23 protein-coding genes are annotated in these 23,611 nt (G+C 64.4%); 2 read left to right on the top strand and 21 right to left on the bottom strand.

The genetic code is table 11. The annotated features are described in order from the left end of the window. Window positions 1-180: 180 nt before the first annotated feature. The 4 genes from AC0L3X_RS25005 to AC0L3X_RS24990 all read right to left on the bottom strand — a co-directional run bounded on the left by AC0L3X_RS25005 (window position 181) and on the right by AC0L3X_RS24990 (window position 2,997). Window positions 181-1,527 (bottom strand): cbb3-type cytochrome c oxidase subunit I, encoded by a 1,347-nt coding sequence (locus AC0L3X_RS25005; protein WP_063984472.1) that lies wholly within the window; start codon window positions 1,525-1,527, stop codon window positions 181-183. A gap of 67 nt (window positions 1,528-1,594) precedes the next feature. Then, a complete protein-coding gene (locus AC0L3X_RS25000) occupies window positions 1,595-2,047 on the bottom strand; it encodes a c-type cytochrome (RefSeq protein WP_063984473.1) in 453 nt (150 codons plus the stop codon). A gap of 111 nt (window positions 2,048-2,158) precedes the next feature. Then, on the bottom strand, window positions 2,159-2,419 hold the full coding sequence (locus AC0L3X_RS24995) for a cytochrome C oxidase subunit IV family protein (protein ID WP_063984474.1): 261 nt from the start codon (window positions 2,417-2,419) through the stop codon (window positions 2,159-2,161). 2 nt (window positions 2,420-2,421) lie between these two features. Then, window positions 2,422-2,997, bottom strand: a complete 576-nt coding sequence (locus tag AC0L3X_RS24990; RefSeq protein WP_063984475.1) for a cytochrome c oxidase subunit 3 family protein — start codon at window positions 2,995-2,997, stop codon at window positions 2,422-2,424. A 172-nt stretch (window positions 2,998-3,169) separates the two neighbouring features. On the opposite strand from AC0L3X_RS24990, the gene AC0L3X_RS24985 reads away from it, so the two are divergent. Then, window positions 3,170-3,325 carry a hypothetical protein gene (locus AC0L3X_RS24985; RefSeq protein ID WP_085965373.1) on the top strand — a complete coding sequence of 52 codons (156 nt, stop codon included), beginning with the start codon at window positions 3,170-3,172 and terminating at the stop codon, window positions 3,323-3,325. A 29-nt stretch (window positions 3,326-3,354) separates the two neighbouring features. Here the strand turns inward: AC0L3X_RS24985 and AC0L3X_RS24980 are convergent, their stop codons facing one another. From AC0L3X_RS24980 to AC0L3X_RS24900, 17 genes are all read right to left on the bottom strand, one after another. Further along, a complete protein-coding gene (locus AC0L3X_RS24980; RefSeq protein WP_084795230.1) occupies window positions 3,355-4,560 on the bottom strand; it encodes a sensor histidine kinase in 1,206 nt (401 codons plus the stop codon). A gap of 471 nt (window positions 4,561-5,031) precedes the next feature. Then, complete coding sequence (mmsB, locus tag AC0L3X_RS24975) at window positions 5,032-6,222, bottom strand: multiple monosaccharide ABC transporter permease (RefSeq protein ID WP_063984477.1); 1,191 nt, start codon at window positions 6,220-6,222, stop codon at window positions 5,032-5,034. Next, window positions 6,219-7,796, bottom strand: a complete 1,578-nt coding sequence (mmsA, locus tag AC0L3X_RS24970) for a multiple monosaccharide ABC transporter ATP-binding protein (RefSeq protein ID WP_063984478.1) — start codon at window positions 7,794-7,796, stop codon at window positions 6,219-6,221. Before mmsA ends, mmsB begins: the two co-directional genes overlap by 4 nt. Window positions 7,797-7,897: 101 nt before the next feature. Then, window positions 7,898-8,971: a multiple monosaccharide ABC transporter substrate-binding protein gene (chvE, locus tag AC0L3X_RS24965; protein ID WP_063984479.1), complete on the bottom strand. Its 1,074-nt coding sequence runs from the start codon at window positions 8,969-8,971 to the stop codon at window positions 7,898-7,900. Between the two features lie 73 nt (window positions 8,972-9,044). After that, window positions 9,045-9,923, bottom strand: coding sequence for an SMP-30/gluconolactonase/LRE family protein (locus tag AC0L3X_RS24960; RefSeq protein WP_063984480.1), 879 nt, complete (start codon window positions 9,921-9,923; stop codon window positions 9,045-9,047). Further along, complete coding sequence (locus tag AC0L3X_RS24955) at window positions 9,923-10,999, bottom strand: aldose epimerase family protein (protein WP_063984481.1); 1,077 nt, start codon at window positions 10,997-10,999, stop codon at window positions 9,923-9,925. The genes AC0L3X_RS24960 and AC0L3X_RS24955 overlap by 1 nt, the downstream gene beginning before the upstream one ends. A gap of 2 nt (window positions 11,000-11,001) precedes the next feature. Beyond that, on the bottom strand, window positions 11,002-11,928 hold the full coding sequence (locus tag AC0L3X_RS24950) for a Gfo/Idh/MocA family protein (RefSeq protein ID WP_063984482.1): 927 nt from the start codon (window positions 11,926-11,928) through the stop codon (window positions 11,002-11,004). Beyond that, on the bottom strand, window positions 11,925-12,677 hold the full coding sequence (locus tag AC0L3X_RS24945) for a FadR/GntR family transcriptional regulator (RefSeq protein WP_028150313.1): 753 nt from the start codon (window positions 12,675-12,677) through the stop codon (window positions 11,925-11,927). The genes AC0L3X_RS24950 and AC0L3X_RS24945 overlap by 4 nt, the downstream gene beginning before the upstream one ends. Continuing rightward, on the bottom strand, window positions 12,674-13,654 hold the full coding sequence (gene yjfF / locus AC0L3X_RS24940; RefSeq protein ID WP_071915510.1) for a galactofuranose ABC transporter, permease protein YjfF: 981 nt from the start codon (window positions 13,652-13,654) through the stop codon (window positions 12,674-12,676). The genes AC0L3X_RS24945 and yjfF overlap by 4 nt, the downstream gene beginning before the upstream one ends. After that, window positions 13,651-14,643: an ABC transporter permease gene (locus AC0L3X_RS24935; protein ID WP_063984484.1), complete on the bottom strand. Its 993-nt coding sequence runs from the start codon at window positions 14,641-14,643 to the stop codon at window positions 13,651-13,653. Before AC0L3X_RS24935 ends, yjfF begins: the two co-directional genes overlap by 4 nt. Next, complete coding sequence (locus tag AC0L3X_RS24930; RefSeq protein ID WP_063984485.1) at window positions 14,640-16,184, bottom strand: sugar ABC transporter ATP-binding protein; 1,545 nt, start codon at window positions 16,182-16,184, stop codon at window positions 14,640-14,642. Before AC0L3X_RS24930 ends, AC0L3X_RS24935 begins: the two co-directional genes overlap by 4 nt. A 118-nt stretch (window positions 16,185-16,302) precedes the next feature. Further along, window positions 16,303-17,268 (bottom strand): galactofuranose ABC transporter, galactofuranose-binding protein YtfQ, encoded by a 966-nt coding sequence (ytfQ, locus tag AC0L3X_RS24925; RefSeq protein ID WP_063984486.1) that lies wholly within the window; start codon window positions 17,266-17,268, stop codon window positions 16,303-16,305. A 458-nt stretch (window positions 17,269-17,726) separates the two neighbouring features. Next, window positions 17,727-18,899, bottom strand: coding sequence for a fumarylacetoacetate hydrolase family protein (locus tag AC0L3X_RS24920; protein WP_063986538.1), 1,173 nt, complete (start codon window positions 18,897-18,899; stop codon window positions 17,727-17,729). 132 nt (window positions 18,900-19,031) lie between these two features. Further along, the gene (locus AC0L3X_RS24915; protein WP_063984487.1) at window positions 19,032-20,009 is read right to left on the bottom strand and encodes a HEAT repeat domain-containing protein; all 978 of its coding nucleotides are present in this window, start codon (window positions 20,007-20,009) and stop codon (window positions 19,032-19,034) included. A 2-nt stretch (window positions 20,010-20,011) separates the two neighbouring features. Further along, window positions 20,012-20,245 (bottom strand): 4Fe-4S dicluster domain-containing protein, encoded by a 234-nt coding sequence (locus tag AC0L3X_RS24910; RefSeq protein ID WP_008141081.1) that lies wholly within the window; start codon window positions 20,243-20,245, stop codon window positions 20,012-20,014. 31 nt (window positions 20,246-20,276) lie between these two features. Continuing rightward, complete coding sequence (locus tag AC0L3X_RS24905; protein WP_063986539.1) at window positions 20,277-22,019, bottom strand: fumarate reductase/succinate dehydrogenase flavoprotein subunit; 1,743 nt, start codon at window positions 22,017-22,019, stop codon at window positions 20,277-20,279. Between the two features lie 104 nt (window positions 22,020-22,123). Beyond that, a complete protein-coding gene (locus tag AC0L3X_RS24900) occupies window positions 22,124-22,897 on the bottom strand; it encodes a ferredoxin--NADP reductase (RefSeq protein ID WP_063984488.1) in 774 nt (257 codons plus the stop codon). Between the two features lie 216 nt (window positions 22,898-23,113). Between AC0L3X_RS24900 and AC0L3X_RS24895 the strand changes: the two genes are divergently transcribed. Then, on the top strand, window positions 23,114-23,410 hold the full coding sequence (locus tag AC0L3X_RS24895; RefSeq protein ID WP_063986540.1) for a gamma-butyrobetaine hydroxylase-like domain-containing protein: 297 nt from the start codon (window positions 23,114-23,116) through the stop codon (window positions 23,408-23,410). The last annotated feature ends 201 nt before the right edge of the window (window positions 23,411-23,611 follow it).

The raw sequence follows: 23,611 nt of genomic DNA, 5'->3' as shown, positions 1-23,611 counted from the left end.
TCCCTGTTCGACAAGGCCTGAGCCATCACACTTTCCGGGTGCGGCGTCGCCGCTCCGGGATGACGAACTCGAAAAGGGGGGGGGGGGGGGGGCCCCCCGGGGGGTGGGGGGGGGGGGGTGTGGGGGCCCCCCCAAAAATTTTGCTCCCCGGGGGCCCGCCCGGGGGCGCCCCCCTTGCGTTTATTCGGCCGGTTGCAGGGCGCCCGAGATAGTCGCCTGCTTCTCGCGGCCGGGCACCAGCACCGCCCAGACGAACATCAATGCCGAGATCGCGACGAACACGCCGGAGCCGAGCCGCACCCAGTAGAAGAAGGCAAGCTGGTCCTGCACGTCCATGTAACTCTGGCCAAGCACGCGCTGGAGATGGACTTGAATCACGCCGGCAAAGGTCAGCGCGAAGGTCATGGTCATCATCGCCGTGCACATGATCCAGAAGCTGGTCATGCTGAGCCACTGGTTATAGGGCGCACGTCCCTTGATTTGCGGGATCGCATAAGCCATCACCGACAGGTTCAGCATCACATAGGCGCCGAAGAAGGCGAGATGGCCATGTGCGGCGGTGACCTGCGTGCCGTGGGTGTAGTAGTTCACCGACGACAGCGTGTGCAGGAAGCCCCAGACGCCGGCGCCGAGGAATGCCATCACCGAGCAGCCGACCGACCACAGCAGCGCGGCGCGGTTCGGATGCTTGCGGCCGGCCTTCCAGGTCATCTGCACCGTGAAGATCACCATGGTGAAGAAGGGCGCGACCTCCAGCGTGGAGAACAGCGAGCCGATCCACTGCCAGTAACCTGGCGCGCCGATCCAGTAGAAATGGTGGCCGGTGCCGAGAATGCCCGAGAACAGCGCAAGGCCGATGATGACGTAGAGCCACTTCTCGACCACCTCGCGGTCGATGCCGTTGAGCTTGATCATCAGATAGGCGAGCACGGACGCCATGATCAGCTCCCAGACGCCCTCGACCCAGAGATGAACGACATACCACCAGTACATCTTGTCGACCGCGAGATTGGCCGGATTGTAGAAGGCGAACAGGAAGAAGATCGCAACGCCCCACAGGCCGAACAACAGGATGTTAGTGACCGTCGTCTTGCGTCCCCTAAGCGCCGTCATCGTCACGTTGAACAGGAACATCAGGCAGACGACCACGATGCCGATCTTGATGATGAAGGGCTGCTCGAGGAATTCGCGGCCTTCGTGGTAGTGGAAGAGATAGCCGACCACGGCCACACCGGCTGCGCCGAAGAACATCCAGAACTGGATCTTTGCGAGCAGCGGGCTGTAAAGCTCGGTCTCGGTTTCCTCAGGCAGCAGGAAGTAGGTCGCGCCCATGAAGCCGATCAGCGACCACACGATCAGCGCGTTGGTATGAATCATCCTGACAATGTTGAACGGCAGCAGCACCGACAGCGTGTTGGGCAGTACGTAGATGGTTCCAGCAAGCAGGCCAAACAGGACCTGCGCCAGGAACAGCGTCAGCGCGCCGTAGAAATACAGCATCGCGACTTTCTGGGTCTGATATTTCATTTCGGGTTCTCTCTGTCTTGAAAGAGGCAAGGTCTTGAAAGAGGCAAGGCCCTGAAAGAGGAAGGCGTCAGCCGGCCTTGTTCGGCGGCCACTCCTGGCGCTTGATCTTGCTGGTCCATTGCAGGAAGTCGGCGAGATCGTTCAGTTCCTGGTCAGTGAGGTTGAACTGCGGCATCTGGCGCCGGCCCTCCGCGCCCGAGGGCTGCGATTGCATCCAGGCCTTCAAGGTCTCGCGCGCACCGGCCGGATCCTCATTGCCGCCCCAACGATCCCAGACATTGCCGACTTCGGGGGCGAAATAGGCGCCCTCGCCCAGCAAGGTGTGGCAGTTGATGCAGGAGTTCTTCTCCCAGACATGCTTGCCGCGCGCGACCGACGACGTCAGCGTGGCCGCGTCCGTCGAAGTCGTGGCCATGTAATAGTGGCTGTGCGCCGTCAGCCCCAAGAAGATGGCGAAGAAGAAGGCCGAGCCGCCGTAGAAGACGTTTCGAGCCGCCGACTTGGTCAGGCGTTCAGCCATTGCCAGTCCTTTCCGTTGTGAGTCCAGTCGTGAGGAAGCAGTGATGCTGTATCTTGCCGATTGGTGCCGACGGGTCTTTGTCCGGGCGCAATGAGCGCTGCGTTGACGGCGTCAGATCAATGCGATGACGGCGGAGGCGAGCCAGGCAAACAACACCACGATGAGGATCCATGCGCTCACCAGACCGCGCCAGAGCGCCGGCGCCGCGCGGAGATCCATGAAATCAAGCGCAATGCGGCGGCCCTTGATGGCGGCGAAGGTCAGCAACAAAGCGTCGCCGAGCAGCGGTCTCGGCACCAGCTGTGGCAGCAGCACCGTCGCCAGCGCGAGGCCGATCAGCACGAGCCAGGTGATGTCGAGACGGCCGGGCATGATCAGCGCACCAGATAGAGGATCGGGAACATGACGATCCAGACCAGATCGACCATGTGCCAGAAGGCGGCGCCGGTCTCGACGCCCGAGATCTCGGCGCGGCGGCAGACCACGGCAAGGATGATGATGCCGAGGCAGACGTGCAGGAGATGGAAGCCGGTCAGGAGGAAGTAGAGCGTGAAGAACGGGCTGGTCTCGAGGCCAACGCCGCGACCGATCTCCTCGGCATATTCGGCGAGCTTGATGGCGATGAAGAAGCCGCCGAGCGCCATGGCAATCAGTAGCCAGCGGCGCGATGCCCGCTTTTCACTGGCGCGCGCAGATCTGGTCGCCCTCGCCGCGGCCCAGCCGCTGGTCACCAGCACGATTGTGTTGAGGCCGGCGAGATTCGCGTTGAGCGCCGCCTGCCCAGCCGCGAACACAACGGGATGGATCGCCCGGGCAACGACGAAGGCGCCGAGGAACAGGCCGAAGGCGACGAGCTCGCTGAAGATCAGCACCCAGATCATGGGATCGCCGGGGAGATCTTCCAAGATTCCCCAGCCGGTTCCCTGTTGTTCGCAATCGGCCGCAGACATCGTCTTTCCGGATCAGGACACCGGCCAGACTTAGCTCAACCGTCCAGTTCGGAATTTGTCGCAGGACAAACTGGGGGGCCACCGGCGGAGATGTTTGCGCCGACGCAACGTCCCGCTCGCCGGAGCGCGGTACGAACAGACTCAGGGTTCGCAAAGAGCGGTGAGCAATGACATGAGCGATGCACAGATCGGGCTAATGACCGCGACACCCATCATCATCGCCTTCGCCATCGCGCTCCGGCGCATGGGCGTGCTGTCGACGGTGGCGACGGTATCGGCGGTGAGCCTCTCCGTCGCGATCGCGACGGTGCTGTTCACGACGCAGTAGCCGGGCACTACCGATGAGGAGACGATCAGCTATCGCCGGTCGGGCGCTATTCTCGGCAGGATGAGCTGAAACCGCGTCCCCGCGCCGGGCAGGCTCTCGAGCCGGAGCTGCCCACCCAGCCGGTCGACGACGATGCTGTGCACGATATGCAGACCGAGGCCGCTGGCGCCGTCGTGCCGGCGCGTGGTGAAGAATGGGTCGAAGGCCCGCCGTTCCACATCGGGAGCCATGCCGCAGCCGTCATCAGCAAACAGCAGCTCAACGTGGTCATCATTGACCGCACGGAGCGAGACGTTGATCGTCCCGGTCTCACCATCGGAGAACGCGTGCGTCATCGCATTGACTGCGAGGTTGGTGAGCACTTGGCCGAAAGGCCCGGGATAGCTGTCCATGGCGAGATTCGTTTCGCAGTGGAGGCTGAACGCGATGTCGCGCACCCGCAACTGCCGCTCGAACTGCGACAGAACCTGGCCGGTCAGCTCGCCTGCGTCGAAGCTGCGCCGAAGTGACTCGGTCTGGTCAGCCGCCACCTGCTTGAAGGATTGCACCCGCTCGGCGGCGCGACCGAGATTCGTGACCAGCTGCGCCGACGCATCGCTGACCAGTTCCAGAAACCCCGTCAGTGTCGAGCGCTTGAGATTACCCCGCGCGACCTCCGCCGCGAACTGCTCCGCCTTGCGCTGGAGCGTCGATGCCACCGTCAGACTGCTGCCGAGCGGCGTGTTGATCTCGTGCGCGACACCGGCAACCATGCGCCCGAGCGCCGCCAGCTTTTCCGCCTCGATCAGGGTGTCCTGGATATCGCGCAGATGGCGAAGCGCGGTCTCGGCGGCGTCCCTGGCGCTGTGAATCTCCCGCTCGGCGCGCTTGCGTTCGGTGATCTCCTCCGCCGCCACGTTGACCGCGACAATCTCGCCATCCGGCATTCGCAGCGGGTGCCAATAAGTAACCCAGGAACGCTCCTCGACCTGATCGGCCCGCTGCCCCGCCACCTCGATACCGATCACGGGCTCGCCCGTCGCGACGATCGAGCGCACAATCTGCTCGACGGAACCCGCCAGGGCCGGCACGCAGTCCCTGACCGTATGTCCAAGATGGCCTTCGATGGATATGCCGCAGATCTCGGTCAGACGCTGGTTGATCAGCAAATAGCGGCAGTCCGGCGACAGACAGGCCAACCCGATCGGGGCGGTGTCGTAGATCAGCTGCAACGCCGGCAAAGTCGAGACCAGCATCACTTCCGAAGCCGGCGATGACCTCACTGTACTCGTCACTCAGGTTCCCCGTGGTCCCTTGCGTCGACCACATGAGATTAGCACGGAATTGGCGATCGGTTGATCTAGATCAACAAGACGCGCCGGCGCCTCTCGCTCCGAGGCTCTGGAGTGAATCGCCTCGTTCAAAACAGAACAAAGGCGCCGATCAATAAACCTGCAGCAAAGGAGCCTAGCCCGAGGGTGCAGGCGGAAACGATGCGCAAGAGGATGCGAAGCCGGCCCTCAAATTCATCGTCTGTCATCTCGTGGATATGAGCCGCCACTGGTGCTGCCCTGCCCGTGCCCTGCTCGGCACCCCCGGATCTAGCCCCCAAATCATGGTCATCGCGAGGCATCGGTTCCGGTCGCGATGCCATGATCGAAATTGACGAAAATTGTAGTCGCCTGGCGGGGCGGCGCCAGAGCCTCCCCCGCGACGTGATTTTGCGCTTACCGCCGCTGATTATACACGTCGATGCACACCGCGCCCAACAGCACCAGGCCCTTGATGACCTGCTGATAGTCGATGCCGATGCCGAGGATGGACATGCCGTTGTTCATCACGCCCATGATCATGGCGCCGACCACCGCGCCGCCGACGCGGCCGACGCCGCCATAGGCCGAGGCGCCACCGATGAAGCAGGCAGCGATGACGTCGAGCTCGAAGCCGAGGCCCGCTTTCGGCGTCGCGGTGTTGAGGCGCGCGGCAAAGACGAGGCCGGCGAGAGCCGCGAGCACGCCCATGTTGACGAAGGTGAGGAAGGTCAACCGTTCGGTCTTGATGCCCGACAGGCTTGCCGCCTTGGCGTTGCCGCCGACCGCATAGATCTGCCGGCCGATCACGGTGCGGCGGGTGACGAAGCCGTAGAGCGCGATCAAGGCGCTCATGATCACCAGCACGTTCGGCAGGCCGCGATAGGTCGCGATCAGGTAGGTGAAGTAGAGCACGGCGCAGGCCAGCACCACGCTCTTGCCGAGGAAGAACGCGTAAGGCTCAACCTCGATGCCGTGCGACTGCTCGCGCGCGCGGCTCTTGGCGCTGGCATAGACCAGCCCCAGCGCCAGCACGGCGCCGATCAGCATCGAGGTCGGATGCAGCGTGCCCGCTTCGGGCAGGAACTCCGGAATGAAGCCCGATGACAGTTTCTGGAAAGTCGGCGGAAACGGCCCGAGCGACTGCCCCTGCAACACCGCCAGCGCAAGTCCCTTGAACACGAGCATGCCGGCCAGGGTCACGATGAAAGATGGTATCTTGAAATACGCGACCCAATAGCCCTGCGCCGCGCCGATCGCAGCGCCGACCACGAGGCAGGCGATGAAGGCGAGCGTATAGTCGACCTTGTACGTCACCATCAGCAGGGCGGCGACCGCGCCGACGAAGCCCGCGACCGACCCCACCGAGAGGTCGATATGGCCGGTGACGATCACGAGCAGCATGCCGAGCGCCATGATGACGATGTAGCTGTTCTGGAGCACCAGATTGGTCAGGTTGAGCGGCTGGAGCAGCGTGCCGCCGGTCATGACCTGGAAGAACAGCATGATCGCGATCAGCGACATCAGCATGCCGTAATTGCGCAAATTGTTCTTGATGAAGCTGCCGGTCCGGCGCTCCTCGGGCAGCGACACCGTCTTGTCGGTCATGGCTGCAATCCTCCCATCTCCGCGGCCTCAGGCACGCCGTTTCCGTTGCTTCGTTCGTTGCGCATGATGGCGCGCATGATCTTCTCCTGCGTCGCCTCTGCGCCCTTGAACTCCCCGACGAAGGCGCCGTCGTTCATGACGCAGATGCGATCGCAGATACCGAGCAGCTCGGGCATCTCCGAGGAGATCACCACGACGCCGCGCCCGGCCTCCGCAAGCTCGTTGATGATACAGTAAATCTCGTATTTGGCACCGACATCGATGCCCCGGGTCGGCTCGTCCAGGATCAGGACCTTGGGATCGGTCATCAGCCATTTCGACAGCACCACTTTCTGCTGGTTGCCGCCGGAGAGCTGGCCGGTCTCCTGGTACACGTCGGAGCAGCGGATGCGCATGCGGCTCCGGTAGTCGCTGGCAACCTTCAGCTCGGCGATGTCGTCGATCACCCGGCCGGGTGCGACCTGGTCGAGGCTGGCGAGCGTGATGTTCTTGCGGACGTCATCGGCCAGGATCAAGCCCAGCTGCTTGCGGTCCTCGGTGACATAGGCAAGGCCGGCGTCGATCGCAGCCGCGACGCTCGGCAGCACGATCTCCCTGCCCTCGAGCCGGATCCGGCCGCTGATAGTGGTGCCCCAGGAGCGGCCGAACAGGCTCATGGCAAACTCGGTGCGGCCGGCGCCCATCAGCCCGGCAATGCCGACGACCTCGCCGCGCTTCACGCCGAAATTGACGTTCTTGATCACCTGCCGCTCGGGATGAATGGGGTGATAGACCGACCAGTTCTCGACGGTCAGGACAGGCGCGCCGATCTTCGCGCTGCGCTCGGGAAAGCGATGGGCGAGATCGCGGTTGACCATGCTGCGGATGATGCGGTCTTCCTGGATCGGCTCGCTGCGGCAGTCGATGCTGTCGACGGTGCGGCCGTCGCGCAGCACGGTGATGTGGTCGGCGACCTTGGCCACCTCGTTGAGCTTGTGCGAGATCAGGATCGAGCCGATGCCCTGCTCGCGGAAGGCCATCAGGCGTTCGAGCAGCGCGGCGCTGTCGGCCTCGTTGAGGCTCGCGGTCGGCTCGTCCAGGATCAGCATCCGCACCCGCTTGGACAGCGCCTTCGCGATCTCTACCAGCTGCTGCTTGCCGACGCCGAGGTCGGTGATCAGCGTATCCGGCGATTCCTTCAGGCCGACCTGCGCGAGCAGCTCGCGCGTGCGCCGGTAGACCTCGTCGCGATCGATGACGCCGAATTTTGACGGCGGATGCGACAGGAAGATGTTCTCCGCGATCGACATCAGCGGGATCAGCGCCAGCTCCTGGTGGATGATGATGATGCCGAGCGCCTCGGAATCGTTGATGTCGCGGAAGCGGCGCTCCTCGCCCTCGAAGACGATGGTGCCCTCGTAGCTGCCGGCCGGGTAGACGCCGCTGAGCACTTTCATCAGTGTGGATTTGCCGGCACCGTTCTCGCCGACAAGCGCGTGGATCTGCCCGGCCTCGACCGAGAAGTTCACGTCACGCAGAGCCTGCACGCCTGAAAAGCTCTTGCTGACGTTGCGCATCTCCAGCATGACGGTCATGATTTCACATCCCTCGATCGCTGCTAGTTCACCTCTCCCCGCTTGCGGGGAGAGGGAGAAGAGGCTCTCCCCGCAAGCGGGGAGAGGGGAAAGAAAGAAGCTTACTGGAACTGCGACTTCTTGTAGTAGCCGCTGTCGACCAGAGTCTTCTCCCAATTGTCCTTGTAGACCACGACCGGCTTCAAGAGATAGGACGGCACCGTCTTGGCGCCGTTCTCGTAGGTCTTGGTGTCGTTGACGGTGACCTGCTTGCCGGCGAGTGCGGCGTCGACCATGTCGGCGGTCACCTTGGCGAGGTCGCGGGTGTCCTTGAAGATGGTCGAGTACTGATCGCCGCGCAGCATCGCCTTGATCGAGGGCACCTCGGCATCCTGACCCGAGATAACAGGCATCGGCTGGCCGGCGCTGCCATAGCCCACGCCCTTCAGCGATGAGATGATGCCGATCGAGAGGCCGTCATAGGGCGACAGCACCGCGTTGACCTTCTTGTTGCCGTAGTAGGCGCTGAGCAGATTGTCCATGCGCGCCTGTGCGGTGGCGCCGTCCCAGCGGAGCGTCGCGACCTTGTCCATGCCCATCTGGCCGGAGACGACGACGAGCTTGCCGCTGTCGATGTACGGCTTCAACACGCTCATCGCGCCGTTGTAGAAGAAGTAGGCGTTGTTGTCGTCGGGCGAGCCGCCGAACAGCTCGATGTTGAATGGGCCCTTGCCGTCCTTGAGGCCGAGCCCCTGCACGAGCGATTCCGCCTGCAGCACGCCGACCTGGAAATTGTCAAAGGTCGCGTAATAGTCGACATTCGGCGTGCCGCGGATCAGGCGGTCATAGGCGATCACGGTGATGCCTTTTGCTTTCGCCTGCTTGAGCACGTCGGACAGCGTGGTGCCGTCGATCGCGGCGATCACCAGCGCTTTCGCACCCTTGGTTACCATGTTCTCGACCTGCGAGAGCTGGTTCGGGATGTCGTCCTCGGCATATTGCAGATCGGTGTTGTAGCCGCGCTCCTTCAGCACCTTGACCATGTTGTTGCCGTCGTCGATCCAGCGCGCCGACGATTTCGTCGGCATGGCTATGCCGACCGTCGCCTTATCCTGGGCGGAGGCGGTGACGCCTGAGGCCATCGTCGCTGCGCCGGCCAGCGCCAGCGCGAGGAATGTCGTCTTCAGTTTCAGCATGTTTTACTCCCTTGGGTGTCAGACTGTTTCTTCGTTTCGTCGAGAACGTTGGTCGTGTGCGGCTTCGAGCCTCCTATGCGAGCTTGACGTCAGGCTCCGCGCGGCCACGCGCAGATGCCTGCAACAGGAAAGTGCAGCCGGCTTGCGGATCGGCAGCGCGCGCCGCCGCGTCCATATCCTGCCAGGCCGAGGTGACGAGGAGGCGTGACAGATCAGGGCCGACGAAGGCCGGGCAGCTCGACTGCTTTGCCGGCACGCGCAGCGAGCGCAGGCGCTCGCCTTGCGGAGAGTAGACATCGACCCGGCCCGCACCCCAGCAGGCGTTCCAGATCTGCCCGTCGGCGTCGCACACCGAGCCGTCGAGGCCCCCGATGCCGGTGTGGCGCAACAGAACGTCCGGCTCGCCTCGCGGCAAGCCGGTCGCCGGATCAAGCGGAACGGCGTAGAGCACGGCGCGCGCGGTGTCGGCGAAGTAGCCGGTCGCACCATCAGGTGAAAAACAGATCGAATTGGGAATGGTGATGCGGGGGAACAGCATCGAGATCTTGCCGCGATGGAACGCGTAGATCGCGCCGGCTCCTGCTTCCGCATTGCGGCCCATGGTGCCGATCCAGAACGTGCCGGACTGATGCACACGGGCATCGTTGGAGCGCGTCCCGGGATTGTCGGCTTCAAGCGGACAGACCAGCGTCAACGCGCCGTCAGCGAGCTTGCGGACGTAGAGGCCGTCTTCGGCGACGATCAACTGGCGCTCGGCGTCGATGCGCCCGAGACCGCTCGCCATCCGGCCGAGCGCGTGGACGCGAATGCTGCCGCTGCCGAGATGGGCCTCGAACAGCCGCCCCTCACGGATATCGAACCACCAGGCCGTGTCGCTGCTCAAATCATAGGTCGGCCCCTCGCCGAGATGGCATGGATCGTCCGAGAGAACCGAGGTCGGCACCTCTTCCATCATGGCGTCCTCACTCCAAAGCGATAGACCGTGTGATGGCGGTAGACCTCGCCGGGATTGAGGCGCGGGCTCGGGAAATCCGGCCGGTTCGGCGCATCCGGCCAGATGTGCGGCTCGAGACACATGGCATCCGACTGCCGGATGAGCTTACCGCCCTTGCCCGAAATCGTGCCGTCGAGATAGTTGCCGGAATAGACCTGAAGGCCGGGCTGATTGGTCAGGAGCTCCATGATGCGCCCCGAACGCGGCGCCTCCAGCCGGGCCGCGAAAGCAAGCTTGCCGTCACGCCCGAGGCAGTAGGTATGGTCGTAGCCCTTGCCGTTCCGCAACTGCTGATCGCTCTCGCGGATGCGCGCGCCGACGGCCTCGCCGTCGCGGAAGTCGAACGGCGTTCCGGCCACCGCGCGCGGCGGCTCAGGCAACGGAATGGCGGTGGGATCGATGGCGAGGAAATGCTCGGCGGCGACCGTCAGCTTGTGGTCGAGAATGGGCGTGCCTGAGGTCGCGCCTTCCAGATTGAAGAAGCTGTGATTGGTCAGGTTGACGATGGTCGGACGGTCGGTTCGCGCCTCCATCGTCAACGACAGCTCGGCCGGGCCGGTGACGCGATAGGTCAGGCGCACGTCGAGCCGGCCGGGATAGTTTTCTTCGCCATGCGGGCTCGAATAGGTGAGCGTGACGCCCGGCTCCGCGCCGTCATCGATGGCGGCTATCTCCCAGAGCTTGCGATCGAACCCGTCGAGGCCGCCGTGCAGCGCATTCGGACCGTTGTTGACCGGAAGCTGCACCGTTTCGCCGTCCAGCGAAAATCGTCCGTTGGCAATGCGGTTGGCGTAGCGGCCGACGGTGGCACCGAAGAACTTTCGTTCGGCGAGATAACCGGCGAACGCGTCATGGCCGAGCACGACGTCGTCGTAACCGCCTTTGGCGTCCGGTGCGATGAGCGCCTGGATCACCGCGCCATGGGTGATGATGCGGGCTTCGAACCCGCCCTCCCCGCGCAGCACGATGCGCTCGACGTTGCGGCCGTCCGGCAGCGTTCCGAAGATGTCTTTTGTTATTTTTGAGCCAGCCATGTTCAGTCCACAAACGGTTCGACGATGTTACGCTTGCCGAGCAGGAAGGCATCGGCAACGAGACGCAGCGGCGCCAGGTCGACGTCGCGCGCGCCGGTCGCGGTGAGCTTGACGAAGCGCCCGTACAGCTCGCGATATTCCTGGTCCGGCGCCTCGGCAACGGTCTTGCCGTCGATCGCCATGCGCCGGCCGCCGCCGGACAACGTCATTTGGCCCTGGTCCGTTTCGACGAGGATATCCCAACTCTGCGGTCCGGTCTGGCGGAAATCGAACTCGGCGGTCACAGGCAGGCCGCCAATGTCGGTCAGCGTCAGGTTCGCGGCGATCGGGGCCTGGCAATTGGCTGGAAAGGCCAGCTCGGCCGCGGTGACGAACACCGGCCGGGGCAGAATACGGGTCAGGATCGAGAGCGCGTTGATGCCAGGATCGAACACGCCGAGCCCGCCCGGCTCCCAGATCCAGCCCTGCCCGGGATGCCAGACGCGAACGTCTTCCTTCCAGTTGATGTGCACAGACTTGATCTGCCGCGTGAGAAGCCACTCGCGCGCCGGCTCGACCGCGGGAGCATAGCGCGAATGCCAGGTCGCAAACAGCGTTCGCTTGGCTTCCTCCGCCATCGCGATCAGCGGGTCGAGCTCGGCGACGCCGGTGCCGGGCGGCTTCTCCAGCATCACGTGCTTGCCGGCAGCGAGCGCCGCGGCGGCCTGGGCGCGCCGTACCTGCGGCGGCGTGCAGAGCGAGACGGCATCGATCGGCGGTCCCTTTTCCAGCAGTTCCTCGATGGTCGCAAAATGCGGCACGCCCGGCAGCGATGCGTTGCGGCTCGCGACGGCCGCGAGCGTCGCGCCCGCCGTCGCAGCAATCGCACCGACATGCTGGTCGCGCGCGATCTTGCCGAAGCCGACGATGGCAATGCGAAGTTCGGTCACGCTTTTTCTCCAATATCCGCGGACGGCAGCGCCTCGGCCTCGTGGCGGCGCATACCGTTGTGAATGACATAAACCATCGCTTCCGAGGCGGTCTGGGCGTCGCCGGCGGCGATGCCATCGACGATCTTCTGGTGCCAGAGCAGCACGGTGTCGCGGTCCTCCGGCTCGACCGGTGCGCTGAGCAGGAAGGAGGCGCGCAGGGCGGCCTCGATGACGTGGCCGATCGAACGCATGAACAGATTGCCCGAAGCACGCGCCACCGCAACATGGAGCGCGAGGTCGGCGTCGGCAAAGCCGACGGAATCGGAAGCCTCAAACCGCATGCGGTCCATGCAACGACGGAGCTCGGCGAGGTCGTCCTCGGACCGCTGCGCCGCCGCCAGCATGGCCGCACGCGGCTCGACCGCGAGGCGAATCTCGGCGAGGTCGTTGAGGAAACGCTTGTCGATGCCGGCATCCAGATGCCAGGCCAGCACGTCGGCGTCGAACATGTTCCAGGCGGCGCGCTCGCGTACGACTGTGCCGACGCGGGCCTTGGTGGTGAGCAGCCCCTTGGCGACCAGAGTCTTCACGCTCTCGCGCAGCACCGGCCGCGACACGCCGAACATCGCAATCATCTCGGCATCACCAGGCAGGCGCGTTCCCTCGGCGTAGCGGCCGGCGATGATGTCGACGCCGATCGAGCGGGCCACTTCCGCATGGTTGGAGTGAGCCCGGCGCGTCGGGATGACGACGATGCGCGACGTCATGTGGCTGCTCCTGCGCGCTTCGCCGCCGGCCGCCGCGCGAGCGCGACCAGCCCCTGCTGCAAGGCGATGAAGGCGAACAGTAGCACGCCGGTTGCGATCTTGGTCCACCAGCTCGACAGCGTTCCGTCGAAATTGATGTAGGTCTGGATCAGGCCCTGGATCAGCACGCCGAGGAAGGTGCCGATCACCGAGCCCTGCCCGCCCGTGAGCAGCGTGCCGCCGATCACGACGGCCGCGATGGTGTCGAGTTCGACGCCGACGGCGGAGAGCGAATAGCCGGCGCTAGTGTAGAAGGAGAACACGATGCCGGCGATGCCCGCGAGCAGGCTCGACAGCATGTAGATCCTCACCGTCATCTTGCCGACGGCAACGCCCATCAGGCTCGCGGTCGCCCGGCTGCCGCCGAGCGCATAGACATTGGCGCCGAACCGGGTGAGATGCAGCAGCAAGGCGCCGCCGATCACGATCACGAGCATGATGATGGCAATCGCCGTCAATCGCCCTCCGCCGGGCATCCGCAGCGCGAAATCCGACACGGTGGAATAGACCGGCGCGGTGATCGGCACCGATTCCGTCGAGAGCAGGAAGCTCGCGCCGCGGGCCAGGAACATCCCCGCCAGCGTCACGATGAACGGCGGCAGGTCGAAGACATGGATCACCGCGCCCATCGCCGCTCCGAAGGCCGCCGAGAGCGCGAGGATCGCGACGAAGGCAAGCAGCGGCGGCACGCCCCAGCGCTCGATCGCAAGCGCGACGAACACCGTGGTGAAACCGATCACCGAGCCGACCGAGAGGTCGATGCCGCCGGAGATGATGACGAAGGTCATGCCGGTCGCGACGATGCCGAGAAAGGCGTTGTCGGTGAGGAGATTGCCGACCACGCGGGTCGAGGCGATGTTGGGGAATTGCACGGCGCAGAGCGCAAAGCCGGCAACGAGCACGATGGCGGTGATGAGGACGGGCGGCAGGCCTTTCATGCTTTGGACCTCCGCAGCCGCGCGGCGATGCCGGCAACCCCTGAAAATTTCGGCGATTGCAGCAGCAGCACCGTCATCACCACCACCGCTTTGACCAGCAGATTGAATTCGGGCGGGTAGCCGGACAGCAGAATGCCGGTGTTCATGGTCTGGATGATCAACGCACCGAGCACGGCCAGCACGAGGCTGAAACGGCCGCCGAACAGGGAGGTGCCGCCGATCACCACCGCGAGGATGGCGTCGAGCTCGAGCCAGAGGCCGGCATTGTTGGCATCGGCGCCCATGATGTCGGCCGCCGCGATCACGCCGGCGAGCGCGGCGCAGATGCCGCACCAGACGTAGACAGCCAGGATCATCGCACGCGTGCCGACGCCAGCAAGCTCGCTCGCCCGCGCGTTGCCGCCGGTTGCCTCGATCAGCAATCCGAGCGCCGAGCCGCGTACCACCGCGCCAGTGAGAATCAGCATGCCCAAGGCGATCACGACCGGCATCGGCACGCCGAGCACCGCGCCATTGCCAAGCCAGACCAGATCCGGCGAGGAGAAGGTCACGATACGCCCCTCGGTAATGAGCTGCGCGATGCCGCGTCCTGCCACCATCAGGATCAGCGTCGCCACGATCGGCTGCATGCCGAGCACCGCGACGAGAAATCCGTTCCACAACCCGCAGATCAGGCCAGCGCCGAGCGCGGCCGCGAGGACCACGGCCAGACTGTGAGTGTCGGCAAGGCTCGCCGCGATCGCGCCGGAGATGGCCATGATCGCACCGACCGACAGATCGATGCCGCGCGTCGCGATCACCAGCACCATGCCGAGCGAAAGCAGCGCCACCGGCGTGCCGCGGTTGAGCACGTCGATCAGGCTGCCGAACAGCCGGCCGTCCTGAAGGCGCAGATCGAAGAATTGCGGCGACACGATGCGATCAACCGCCAGGATGACGATCAACGCGAGGATCTGGGCAAGGCCGCGGCGCGGCAACAGCGCTGTCATGCCCGGCCCTCATGCGCGACAGCGGCTCCATCGGCGGCAATGGCCGCGAGAATGTTGCCGACGTCGATCGCCTCGCCCGCGAGGTCCTCGACATGGGCGCGGTCGCGCAGCACGACGACGCGGTCGGAATAGGTCACGATCTCATCCAGCTCGGAGGAGATCACGAGCAGCGCCAGCCCGTCGTCGCAGAGCTCGCGGATCAGGCGGATGATCTCGGCATGCGCGCCGACGTCTATGCCGCGGGTCGGCTCGTCCAGCACCAGGAGGCGCGGCGAGGTCGCGAGCCAGCGCGCCAGCAGCACCTTCTGCTGATTGCCGCCGGACAGCAGCCCCACGGCGCGCTCCGGATCGGGCGGGCGGATGTCGAGCATCTTGACGTAGCGGCTTGCGATCTCGTCCTGCTCGCGGCGCGACAGCGGCCGGTGCAGGCCGCGCTTGGCCTGGAGCGCGAGCACGATGTTCTCGCGCACGGTGAGCTCGGCGACGATGCCGTCGGTCTTGCGTTCCTCCGGGCAATAGCCAAAGCCGTGGCGCACGCCGTCGCGCGGCGACTGCAGCCGCACGGGCGCCCCCTCCACCCTCGCCTGCCCGCCATCGGCGCGCTCGGCGCCGAACACCAGCCGCGCCGTCTCGGTCCGGCCCGAGCCGAGCAGGCCGGCGAGACCCACGACCTCGCCATGGCGCAGCTCGAGATTGAACGGCGCGACATAGCCGGCCTTGCCGTAGTTCTCGAAACTCGCGCAGACCTCGCGCGCCTGATGCTCTCCCGCCGACGCGCGGGCGCTGGTGGTCTCGGCCAGCTCGCGGCCGAGCATCATCCGGATCAGCTCGAGCCGCGGCAGCGAGGCGGTCTCGCGCTCACCGACCAGGCGGCCGTTGCGCAACACCGTGATGCGGTCGGAGATCTCGTAGACCTGATCGAGGAAGTGGCTGACGAACACGATGCCGATGCCGCGCTTGGCGAGCTGGCGCATGATGCCGAAGAGAATCTCGACCTCGTGACGGTCGAGGCTCGCGGTCGGCTCGTCCAGGATCAGCACGCGCGCGGAGAGATCGACGGCCCGCGCAATCGCGGTGACGTGCTGGATGGCGACGGAATAGCTGCCGAGCGGCGCGGCGACGTCGATATCGAGGCCGAAGTCCGTGAGAAGCGCCTTGGCGCGACGCCGCATCTCGCCTTCACGTACGATGCCGAAGCGCATCGGCTGTCGGTCGAGGAACAGGTTCTGCGCGACCGAGAGATTCGGCAGCAGATTGACCTCTTGGTAGACGGTGGCGATACCGGCCTGGAGCGCGGCCTTGGCCGAGCGCGGCGCGACCTCCTCGCCGCCGAGCCGGACAATGCCGGCATCGCGAGGGAATACGCCGGTGATCACCTTGATCATCGTGGATTTTCCGGCGCCGTTCTCACCGAGCAACGCATGAATCTCGCCGGCACGAAGCGTGAAGTCGACCTCCTGCAACGCACGCACAGCACCGAAGCTTTTGCTGATCCCACGCACCTCCAGCAGGGAAGGAGCAGGATCGGGGCTGTTCTCCATAACGACGTCACTCCCACCGGCGTCCGCTTATGCCGCGGACACCCAGCCTATTCGTTCGCGCAGCGGTTTCGAAGGGGGAGCGCCGGACCACGGGGGAGCGGTCCAGCGCGGCGCCGCCTCAGTAACCGAGGCCCTTCTTGCTGTCGTAGATCTTCTGCGGATCGTCGGCCGCTGTATAGAGCTTGGAGTCGGTCTGGATCCACTTGGGCGGCACCGTGCCCTTGTCCTTGAAGGCCGCGACGGCATCGAGCGCGGGGCCGGCCATGTTCGGCGTCAGCTCGACGGTGGCGTTGGCTTCGCCGGCGGCCATAGCCTTGAAGATGTCGGGGACCGCATCGATCGAGACGGTGAGGATCTCCTTGCCCGGCTTGAGGCCGGCTTCCTTCATCGCCTGGATCGCGCCGACCATCATGTCGTCATTGTGCGCATAGACGGCGCAGATCGACTTGCCGCCGCCTTCGGCCTTGATGAAGCTCTCCATCACCTCCTTGCCCTTGGCGCGGGTGAAGTCGCCGGTCTGGCTGCGCACCACCTTGAGGTTCGCATGCTTGGCGATGGCGGTGTCAAAGCCCTTCTTGCGGTTGGCGGCGACGCTGGCGCCGACCGTGCCCTGCAATTCGACGACGTTGCAGGCCTTGCCGCCAACGGTCTTGGCCAGCCAGTCGCCGGCAACCTCGCCTTCATGCACGCTGTCCGAGGTCACGGCGGTGAGATAGAGCTCCTTGCCGGAGGGATCGATGTCGCGGTCGAGCAGCACGACCGGGATCTTGGCCTCCTTGGCTTCCTTCAGCACCGAGTCCCAACCGGTCGAGACCACAGGTGCAAGGAAGATCGCATCGACATTCTGCGCGATGAAGGAGCGGATCGCCTTGATCTGGTTCTCCTGCTTCTGCTGCGCGTCGGCGATCTTGAGATTGACCTTTCGCTTGGCAGCCTCCTGCTTGGAGACCGACGTCTCGGCCGCGCGCCAGCCGGATTCCGATCCGATCTGCGAGAAGCCGATGGTGAGCTCGGCGGCGCTGGCCGGCAGCGCGAGCAGCAACGCGGCCGTGGCGCTGGCCGCAAAGAGGGCTTTGAGGGTCATCAGGCGTATCTCCCAAGAAGTCATCTTGTGTTATCTCGAGCGCCGATCGGTAGCATGGCACCCGCAGGCCGGCCTTTGAGGCGGCGGGAGGGACTATTTCACGGAAGATGAGTTCCGACTAGTCATATTATTTGACTATTCGCGCGAAACTTCGATTTGGCGGGATGGACGGTTCAATGACACGCCCAGCGCGATTTTGTTCCGTGGATGCAACGGGGAGATGAAGGAATATGTGCGGCCCGCAATCTCTCCTCCGCGTCATTGCGAGCGCAGCGAAGCAATCCAGAAACTGTCCACGCAGGGACTCTGGATTGCTTCGCTGCGCTCGCAATGACGGTGTGGATAGAGTTCGGCGTAGGTCGACCAAATCGACTCGCGGAGAGTCCGCGTCACCCGGATTGCATCTTCGATGCAATCCGGCTCTCCCCGGGTGCGGGGAGAGGCGAAGGGTAGCGGAGCTAAATCAGCTTCCGTTGCGCGAGGTTCTTCATCAGCGCGCCGATTCCAAACGTCCAGGGCTCGCACTCGTCGCTGGTGCGCATGCGGTTGATGAGCTTGCCGAGCTGGGGTGCTGCGATCGTGACGATGTCGTCGCGCTTGTGGGTGAACCCCTGCCCCGGCGCATCGCGATCCTTGACGGGTGCGAACATCGTGCCGAGGAACAGCACGAAGCCATCGGGATATTGATGCACCTTGCCGATCGTCTGCTCGACGAGGTCCGTGGGATCGCGACTGATCATGCTGATCGAGGAATGGCCGTCGAGAACGAAACCGTCCGCGCCCTTCACGTTCAGGCTGATGTCGAGCTTGCGGGCGTCGTCGAGTGTGAAGGTGTCGTCGAACAGGCGCAGCAGCGGCCCGATCGCGCAGGAGGCGTTGTTGTCCTTGGCCTTCGACAACAGCAGCGCTGAACGCCCCTCGAAGTCGCGCAGATTGACGTCGTTGCCGAGCGCGCCGCCGACGATCTTGCCGCGGCTCGAGACGAACAGCACGAGCTCGGGCTCAGGATTGTTCCAGGTCGACTTCGGATGCAGGCCGGCATCCATGCCGGTGCCGACTGACGACAGCGTCGGCGCCTTGGTGAAGACCTCGGCATCCGGACCGATACCGACTTCGAGATATTGGCTCCAGGCGTTCTGATCGATCAGCACCTGCTTCAAATGCATCGCCTGGTCGGAGCCCGGCTTGAGCTTCGACAAATCGTCGCCGATCAGCCGCGTCACTTCTTTCCGGATCGCTTCGGCCGAGGCCGGATTGCCCTTGGCGCGCTCTTCGATGACGCGCTCCAGCATCGAGATGGCGAAGGTGACGCCGGCGGCCTTCAGGGTCTGGAGATCGAGGGGCGCAAGCAGCCACGGCTTTTTCGAATCGCGCCCATCTGGCGCCGTGTTGGCCACGATCGCTTCGAGATCGCCGATGCGCTCGCCCTTGACCGCGGCGAGCGCCTTGGCCGGATTGTCTTCCTCGCAGAGCGCGCTGACGGTCGGAAACTTGGCGGTGACGTCGAAGACGCCGTCTCCACGGACGGCGACAACGGCCGGGCCGTTCGCCTGCGGCAGCCAGACGCGGCCGACCAGCGTCCCCTTCGTTCCATCCTCGGGGAGAAGATCTTTTACAGACAGTGTCGTCATGGCCGCGTCCTCGCTCTTTCTCGGATCGGCCACGCTGAAATAGCAGCCGATCCCATTGGCGAAGACCAATAAACGTCTGGCAGGGGAAGTCCAGACCGGCAGCGAAGAGCCGCTATGCCCCTGCCCGGGCCTTTATGCGCCTGCTCGCGCTTTGCGCGCCGCGATCTGCTGGAGCGCCCAGCGCGCGTTCTTGCGGACGTCAGGGTCGGCATCGTCGGCGATGACGGCCAGAAACGCCTCGCCGTCGGGATGGGCGATCTCGCCGAGCGCGGCGGCCGCCTCCTTCCGCAAATTGGCCTGGTCGTGTTTGATGCAATTGCCGATCGGGCGTACCGCGCGCTCGATCTTCATCTTGCCGAGGCTGCGGATCGCCTTCAGCCGCACCTGCCAGAACTCGTCGGCGAGCGCGCCGACAAGCTGATCGGCCGCGAGCGAACCGTTGACGTTGAGGCCCAGCGTTTCCGCGGCCATCTCGCGCACCATCCAGTCCGAATCCTTCAGCCCGCGTGTGATCGTCTCGGCCGCGGGCTTCAGCTGCGAGAAGGCCAGCGCGCTCACTGCGGCGCGGCGGACATGGGCGTCAGGATCGTTGATCAGCGCGGTCAGCGCGGGGATGGATTCCTCCAGCTTGAGGAAGCCGATCACGCCGATCGCCTGCACGCGAACGGCCGCATCTTGATCCAGGAGCGCTTCCAGCGCCGGCTTCAGCGTGTCCTTGCAGCGCAGCTCCTTCAGCGCGCGCAGCGCGCCCATGCGGACGAAGGCGTGGGCGTGCTTGACCAGCGGAAGAATGACTTCAGCGCAGGCGGGATCCTTGAATTCGGCCATGCTGTCGGCCGCGGCAGCCGCCACGATTCTTTCGGGATCGACCAGCAGCTTGACCAGCCCATTCGCAGCCTCCGGCCCGTCGAACTCGCCAAGCGCCATCGCCACCTGCTGGCGCACGCCGGCATCGGGATCGGCGACCATGTTGGCGAGAAGCGCGACGGCGGCGGGATCGCCGGAATGGCCGAGCGCGATGATGGCGACGCGGCGTTCGGCCGGATCGGCGGCCTGAAGCCGCTCGTCGGCGTCTTCGAGATCGTCGTAGGATTCGAACGGGCTCGACATGATCACCTCAACAGATAGGGAATATTGACGGTGACGGCGCCGGTCGGGCAGTCGGCCTCGCAGGGCATGCAGTACCAGCACTCGTCGTAGGCCATGTAGGCCTTGCCGGTCATGTCGCTGATGCGAAGCACGTCGAGCGGACAGACGTCGACGCAGACGGTGCAGCCCTTGTCGGCGATGCATTTGGCGTCGTCGACGACCACCGGAACCGATGTCTGATAGGACGCGAGAGGCATTTTATGTCTCCTGTTGCGATGTTGCGGTGGATCAGGCGGAGGCGCGGATGCGCTGCTTGTCGTAGAGGTCCTTCTCGTCGTCGGCGATCGGGACGACATAGGGCTCCACGGCGCGCTTCTCGCTGGTCATCTTGCCGTTTTGCTTCGAGAGCAGCGTGTGGCAGAACCAGTTCTCGTTGTCCTTCTCCGGGAAATCCGTGCGCCAGTGATAGAGGCCCCAGCGGCTTTCCTCGCGGTAGAGCGAGGCATGCACCGCCATGTCGGCGCAGTCCATGATCGACTGCACTTCGAGCGCACGAAGCAGCTCGTGCGCATTGCGCGCGATCATGCGTTCCTGCATGTCCTCCCGCGTCTCGGCGAGGCGGCGCATGCCGAGCTCGTATTTGCAGGTGACCTTCGGCGGCTGGAGATAGTCATTGACGAGGCGGCGGGTCTTGTACTCGACCTGGTTCGGCGGAATGCCGTCCTCGCGCCTCGTTGGCGCCAGCACGCGGTCGCGCTCCCTGGCGACATCGGCCGCGTCGAATTCCGCGAAGTCGTGGTTGTCGGCGAACTCCATGGCATCGATGCCGGCAACCGAACCGTTGGTGAAGGCGCCGAGCATGTAATTGTGCGGGACGCTCGCCATGTCGCCGGCGGCGTAAAGGCCGGGCACCGTCGTGCGGGCGTTGTCGTCCACGAACACGCCGGAGGCGCTGTGGCCGGAGCAGAAGCCGATCTCGGAGATGTGCATCTCGATCGACTCGCTGCGGTAATCGACCCCGCGCCCCTGCTGGAACAGGCCGCGCGTGGGACGCTCGACCTTGTGCAGCGTGGATTCGATCTCCGAGATGGTGTCGGGATGGAGATGCTTGAGCTGGAGGAACACCGGGCCCTTGCCTGACAGCAGCTCGTTGTAGAACTCCAGCATCATCTGGCCGGACCAGTAGTCGCATTCAATGAAGCGCGATCCCTCGTTGTTGGCGGTGAAGGCACCAAACGGACCGGCGACATAAGCACAGGCCGGGCCGTTATAATCCTTGATCAGCGGATTGATCTGGTAACATTCGAGGTTCGCCAGCGCTGCACCGGCGTGATAGGCCATGGCATAGCCGTCGCCGGAATTGGCGGCGTTCTCGTAGGTGCCGAACATGTAGCCGGAGGTCGGCAGACCGAGGCGGCCGGCGGCGCCCATACAGAGGATCACGGCCTTGGCCTTGATCACCAGGATTTCGGCGGTGCGGGTGTTGACGCTTATCGCGCCGGCGATGCGGCCGTCGGCGGATTTCAGCAGCCGCGTCGCCATGTAGCGGTTGGAGATCAGGATGCGGGCGCGGCGGAGCTGGCGGTAGAGCGCCTTCTTCACGGTCTCGCCGTTCGGCATCGGCAGGACATAGGTGCCGATGTGGTGCACCTTCTTGACCGCGTAGTCGCCGTTCTCGTTCTTGAGGAAGCGGATGCCGAAACTGTCGAGCTCTTCGATGATCTTGTAGCAGTTTTGCGCATATTTATAGACCGCCTTCTGGTCGACGATGCCGTCGTTGGCGATGGTGATTTCCTTGGTGTACTGCTCCGGCGTCGCGTAGCCGGGGATGACGGCGTTGTTGAGCCCGTCCATGCCCATCGAGATCGCGCCGGAGCGCTTGACGTTGGCCTTTTCGAGCAGGACGACATTGGCCTTCGGGTTCTTCAGCTTCGCCTTCAGCGCCGCCATCGGGCCGGCCGTGCCGCCGCCGATCACCAGCACATCGCAGGAAACCTCCGAAAGTCCGTCGACGATCTCATCTAGTGCCATCGCTTGCTCCTGGTTCGCCGGCAGGTCCGGCGCCTTTGCATCAGATTTGTTCAGGGGACGTTCCGGCGATAGCAATTAGTTGTCGCCGGGCCGCGATTTGCGCCTCAGCGCTCGACAAAAGCCTTTTCGATGACGAAATGGCCGGGCTGGCTGTGGTTACCCTCGACAAAGCCGCGCGCGGCAAACATCGCGGGGAGTTCCTCGAGCATCGCCGGGCTGCCGCACAGCATGATGCGGTCGGTCTCGATATCGAGACCGGACTGGCCGATGTCGTCGAACAGCTGATTGGAGGCGATCAGGTCGGTGATGCGGCCGCGGTTTTTGAACGGTTCGCGGGTCACGGTCGGGTAGTAGACGAGCTTGTCGCGGATCAGGGGCCCGAAGAACTCGTGATTGCGCAGGCCGTTGACGAGGTGCTCGCCATAAGCGAGTTCCGAAACCTGGCGGCAGCCATGGGCGAGCACGATGGTCTCGTAATTTTCGTAGACGTCGGGGTCCTTGATCAGGCTGGCGAAGGGCGCGAGGCCCGTGCCGGTCGAGAGCAGCAGCAGGCGCTTTCCCGGGATGAGGTTGCCGGTGATCAGCGTGCCCGTCGCCTTGCGGCCGACCAGGATGATGTCGCCCTCCCGGATCTTCTGGAGACGCGAGGTCAGCGGACCGTCCTGCACCTTGATCGAGAAGAATTCGAGCGCCTCCTCGTGATTGGCGCTCGCCATGCTGTAGGCGCGCATCAACGGCTTGCCCTCGACTTCCAGCCCGATCATCGCGAACTGGCCGTTCAGGAAACGGAAGCCCGGATCGCGCGTCGCCGTGAAGCTGAACAGGCTATCGGTCCAGTGCCGGACCGACAAAACCGTTTCCTTCTGAAATGCGCTCATGCTCTCTCCTCAGCCGTCGTTGGCGCACAAGGTTTCGGAGAGAGCAGAGTCCGGCAATTCGGAAGTGAAATTCCCGGTCGATTAGTTTCACATTTCGCAGGTGATGACTGAAGAGGAGGCAGACGACGGCCCCTGCCACGCATCCGCGCCGGCAATTAGTTGCTATTCACGCTCGCCCGCGTCGACATAGAAAGAAGCTGGAGGTTCGTCATGACCATGACCTTGGTGGCACCGACGGTGGCCGACTACGAAGCGAGCGCCGATCTCGCGACGCTCGTCGTGCGCACCACGCAGGACGACGTGGTCGGAATCACCGCCGAGCAGCTCCGTCTCTCCTGCAAATGCGCTCACTGCACTCGCGCCCGCTTCGACGATCGCTTCCCCGAACGCTTTGCCGGCATCGCCATCACCGAGATCGGCGATCTCGGCTACGGGCTGAACATCTCGTTTTCGGATGGGCATAACAGGGGGATTTACCCGAAGCCGTATCTGCTGAGCTTGGCGGGGCGGTAGGGCCTCGACCGTTCCCCTTGCTCCGTTGTCATTCCCCGCGAAAGCGGGGAATCCAGTACGCCGCGGCCTATCCGTAACCCATTGCTGCCTCTGGAATACTGGGTCGGGCGGGGCCGGCGGGGGGCGGCCCCCGGGGGCGGCGAGCCCGCCCAAATGGACACATTATTAACAATTGAAGGTAGCGGGGGCGGGGTATGTTTG

This window comes from Bradyrhizobium sp. MI1.7 (assembly GCF_055811795.1).
Note: the sequence above shows the minus strand (reverse complement) of the source record. Positions and strands in the feature narration are given on the sequence as shown.

Coding starts and splice junctions, on each gene's coding strand:
- AC0L3X_RS25005 (WP_063984472.1), bottom strand. CDS start 1,527: ATGAAATATCAGACCCAGAAAGTCGCGATGCTGTATTTCTACGGCGCG.
- AC0L3X_RS25000 (WP_063984473.1), bottom strand. CDS start 2,047: ATGGCTGAACGCCTGACCAAGTCGGCGGCTCGAAACGTCTTCTACGGC.
- AC0L3X_RS24995 (WP_063984474.1), bottom strand. CDS start 2,419: ATGCCCGGCCGTCTCGACATCACCTGGCTCGTGCTGATCGGCCTCGCG.
- AC0L3X_RS24990 (WP_063984475.1), bottom strand. CDS start 2,997: ATGTCTGCGGCCGATTGCGAACAACAGGGAACCGGCTGGGGAATCTTG.
- AC0L3X_RS24985 (WP_085965373.1), top strand. CDS start 3,170: ATGAGCGATGCACAGATCGGGCTAATGACCGCGACACCCATCATCATC.
- AC0L3X_RS24980 (WP_084795230.1), bottom strand. CDS start 4,560: ATGCTGGTCTCGACTTTGCCGGCGTTGCAGCTGATCTACGACACCGCC.
- mmsB (WP_063984477.1), bottom strand. CDS start 6,222: ATGACCGACAAGACGGTGTCGCTGCCCGAGGAGCGCCGGACCGGCAGC.
- mmsA (WP_063984478.1), bottom strand. CDS start 7,796: ATGACCGTCATGCTGGAGATGCGCAACGTCAGCAAGAGCTTTTCAGGC.
- chvE (WP_063984479.1), bottom strand. CDS start 8,971: ATGCTGAAACTGAAGACGACATTCCTCGCGCTGGCGCTGGCCGGCGCA.
- AC0L3X_RS24960 (WP_063984480.1), bottom strand. CDS start 9,923: ATGGAAGAGGTGCCGACCTCGGTTCTCTCGGACGATCCATGCCATCTC.
- AC0L3X_RS24955 (WP_063984481.1), bottom strand. CDS start 10,999: ATGGCTGGCTCAAAAATAACAAAAGACATCTTCGGAACGCTGCCGGAC.
- AC0L3X_RS24945 (WP_028150313.1), bottom strand. CDS start 12,677: ATGACGTCGCGCATCGTCGTCATCCCGACGCGCCGGGCTCACTCCAAC.
- yjfF (WP_071915510.1), bottom strand. CDS start 13,654: ATGAAAGGCCTGCCGCCCGTCCTCATCACCGCCATCGTGCTCGTTGCC.
- AC0L3X_RS24935 (WP_063984484.1), bottom strand. CDS start 14,643: ATGACAGCGCTGTTGCCGCGCCGCGGCCTTGCCCAGATCCTCGCGTTG.
- AC0L3X_RS24930 (WP_063984485.1), bottom strand. CDS start 16,184: ATGGAGAACAGCCCCGATCCTGCTCCTTCCCTGCTGGAGGTGCGTGGG.
- ytfQ (WP_063984486.1), bottom strand. CDS start 17,268: ATGACCCTCAAAGCCCTCTTTGCGGCCAGCGCCACGGCCGCGTTGCTG.
- AC0L3X_RS24920 (WP_063986538.1), bottom strand. CDS start 18,899: ATGACGACACTGTCTGTAAAAGATCTTCTCCCCGAGGATGGAACGAAG.
- AC0L3X_RS24915 (WP_063984487.1), bottom strand. CDS start 20,009: ATGTCGAGCCCGTTCGAATCCTACGACGATCTCGAAGACGCCGACGAG.
- AC0L3X_RS24910 (WP_008141081.1), bottom strand. CDS start 20,245: ATGCCTCTCGCGTCCTATCAGACATCGGTTCCGGTGGTCGTCGACGAC.
- AC0L3X_RS24905 (WP_063986539.1), bottom strand. CDS start 22,019: ATGGCACTAGATGAGATCGTCGACGGACTTTCGGAGGTTTCCTGCGAT.
- AC0L3X_RS24900 (WP_063984488.1), bottom strand. CDS start 22,897: ATGAGCGCATTTCAGAAGGAAACGGTTTTGTCGGTCCGGCACTGGACC.
- AC0L3X_RS24895 (WP_063986540.1), top strand. CDS start 23,114: ATGACCTTGGTGGCACCGACGGTGGCCGACTACGAAGCGAGCGCCGAT.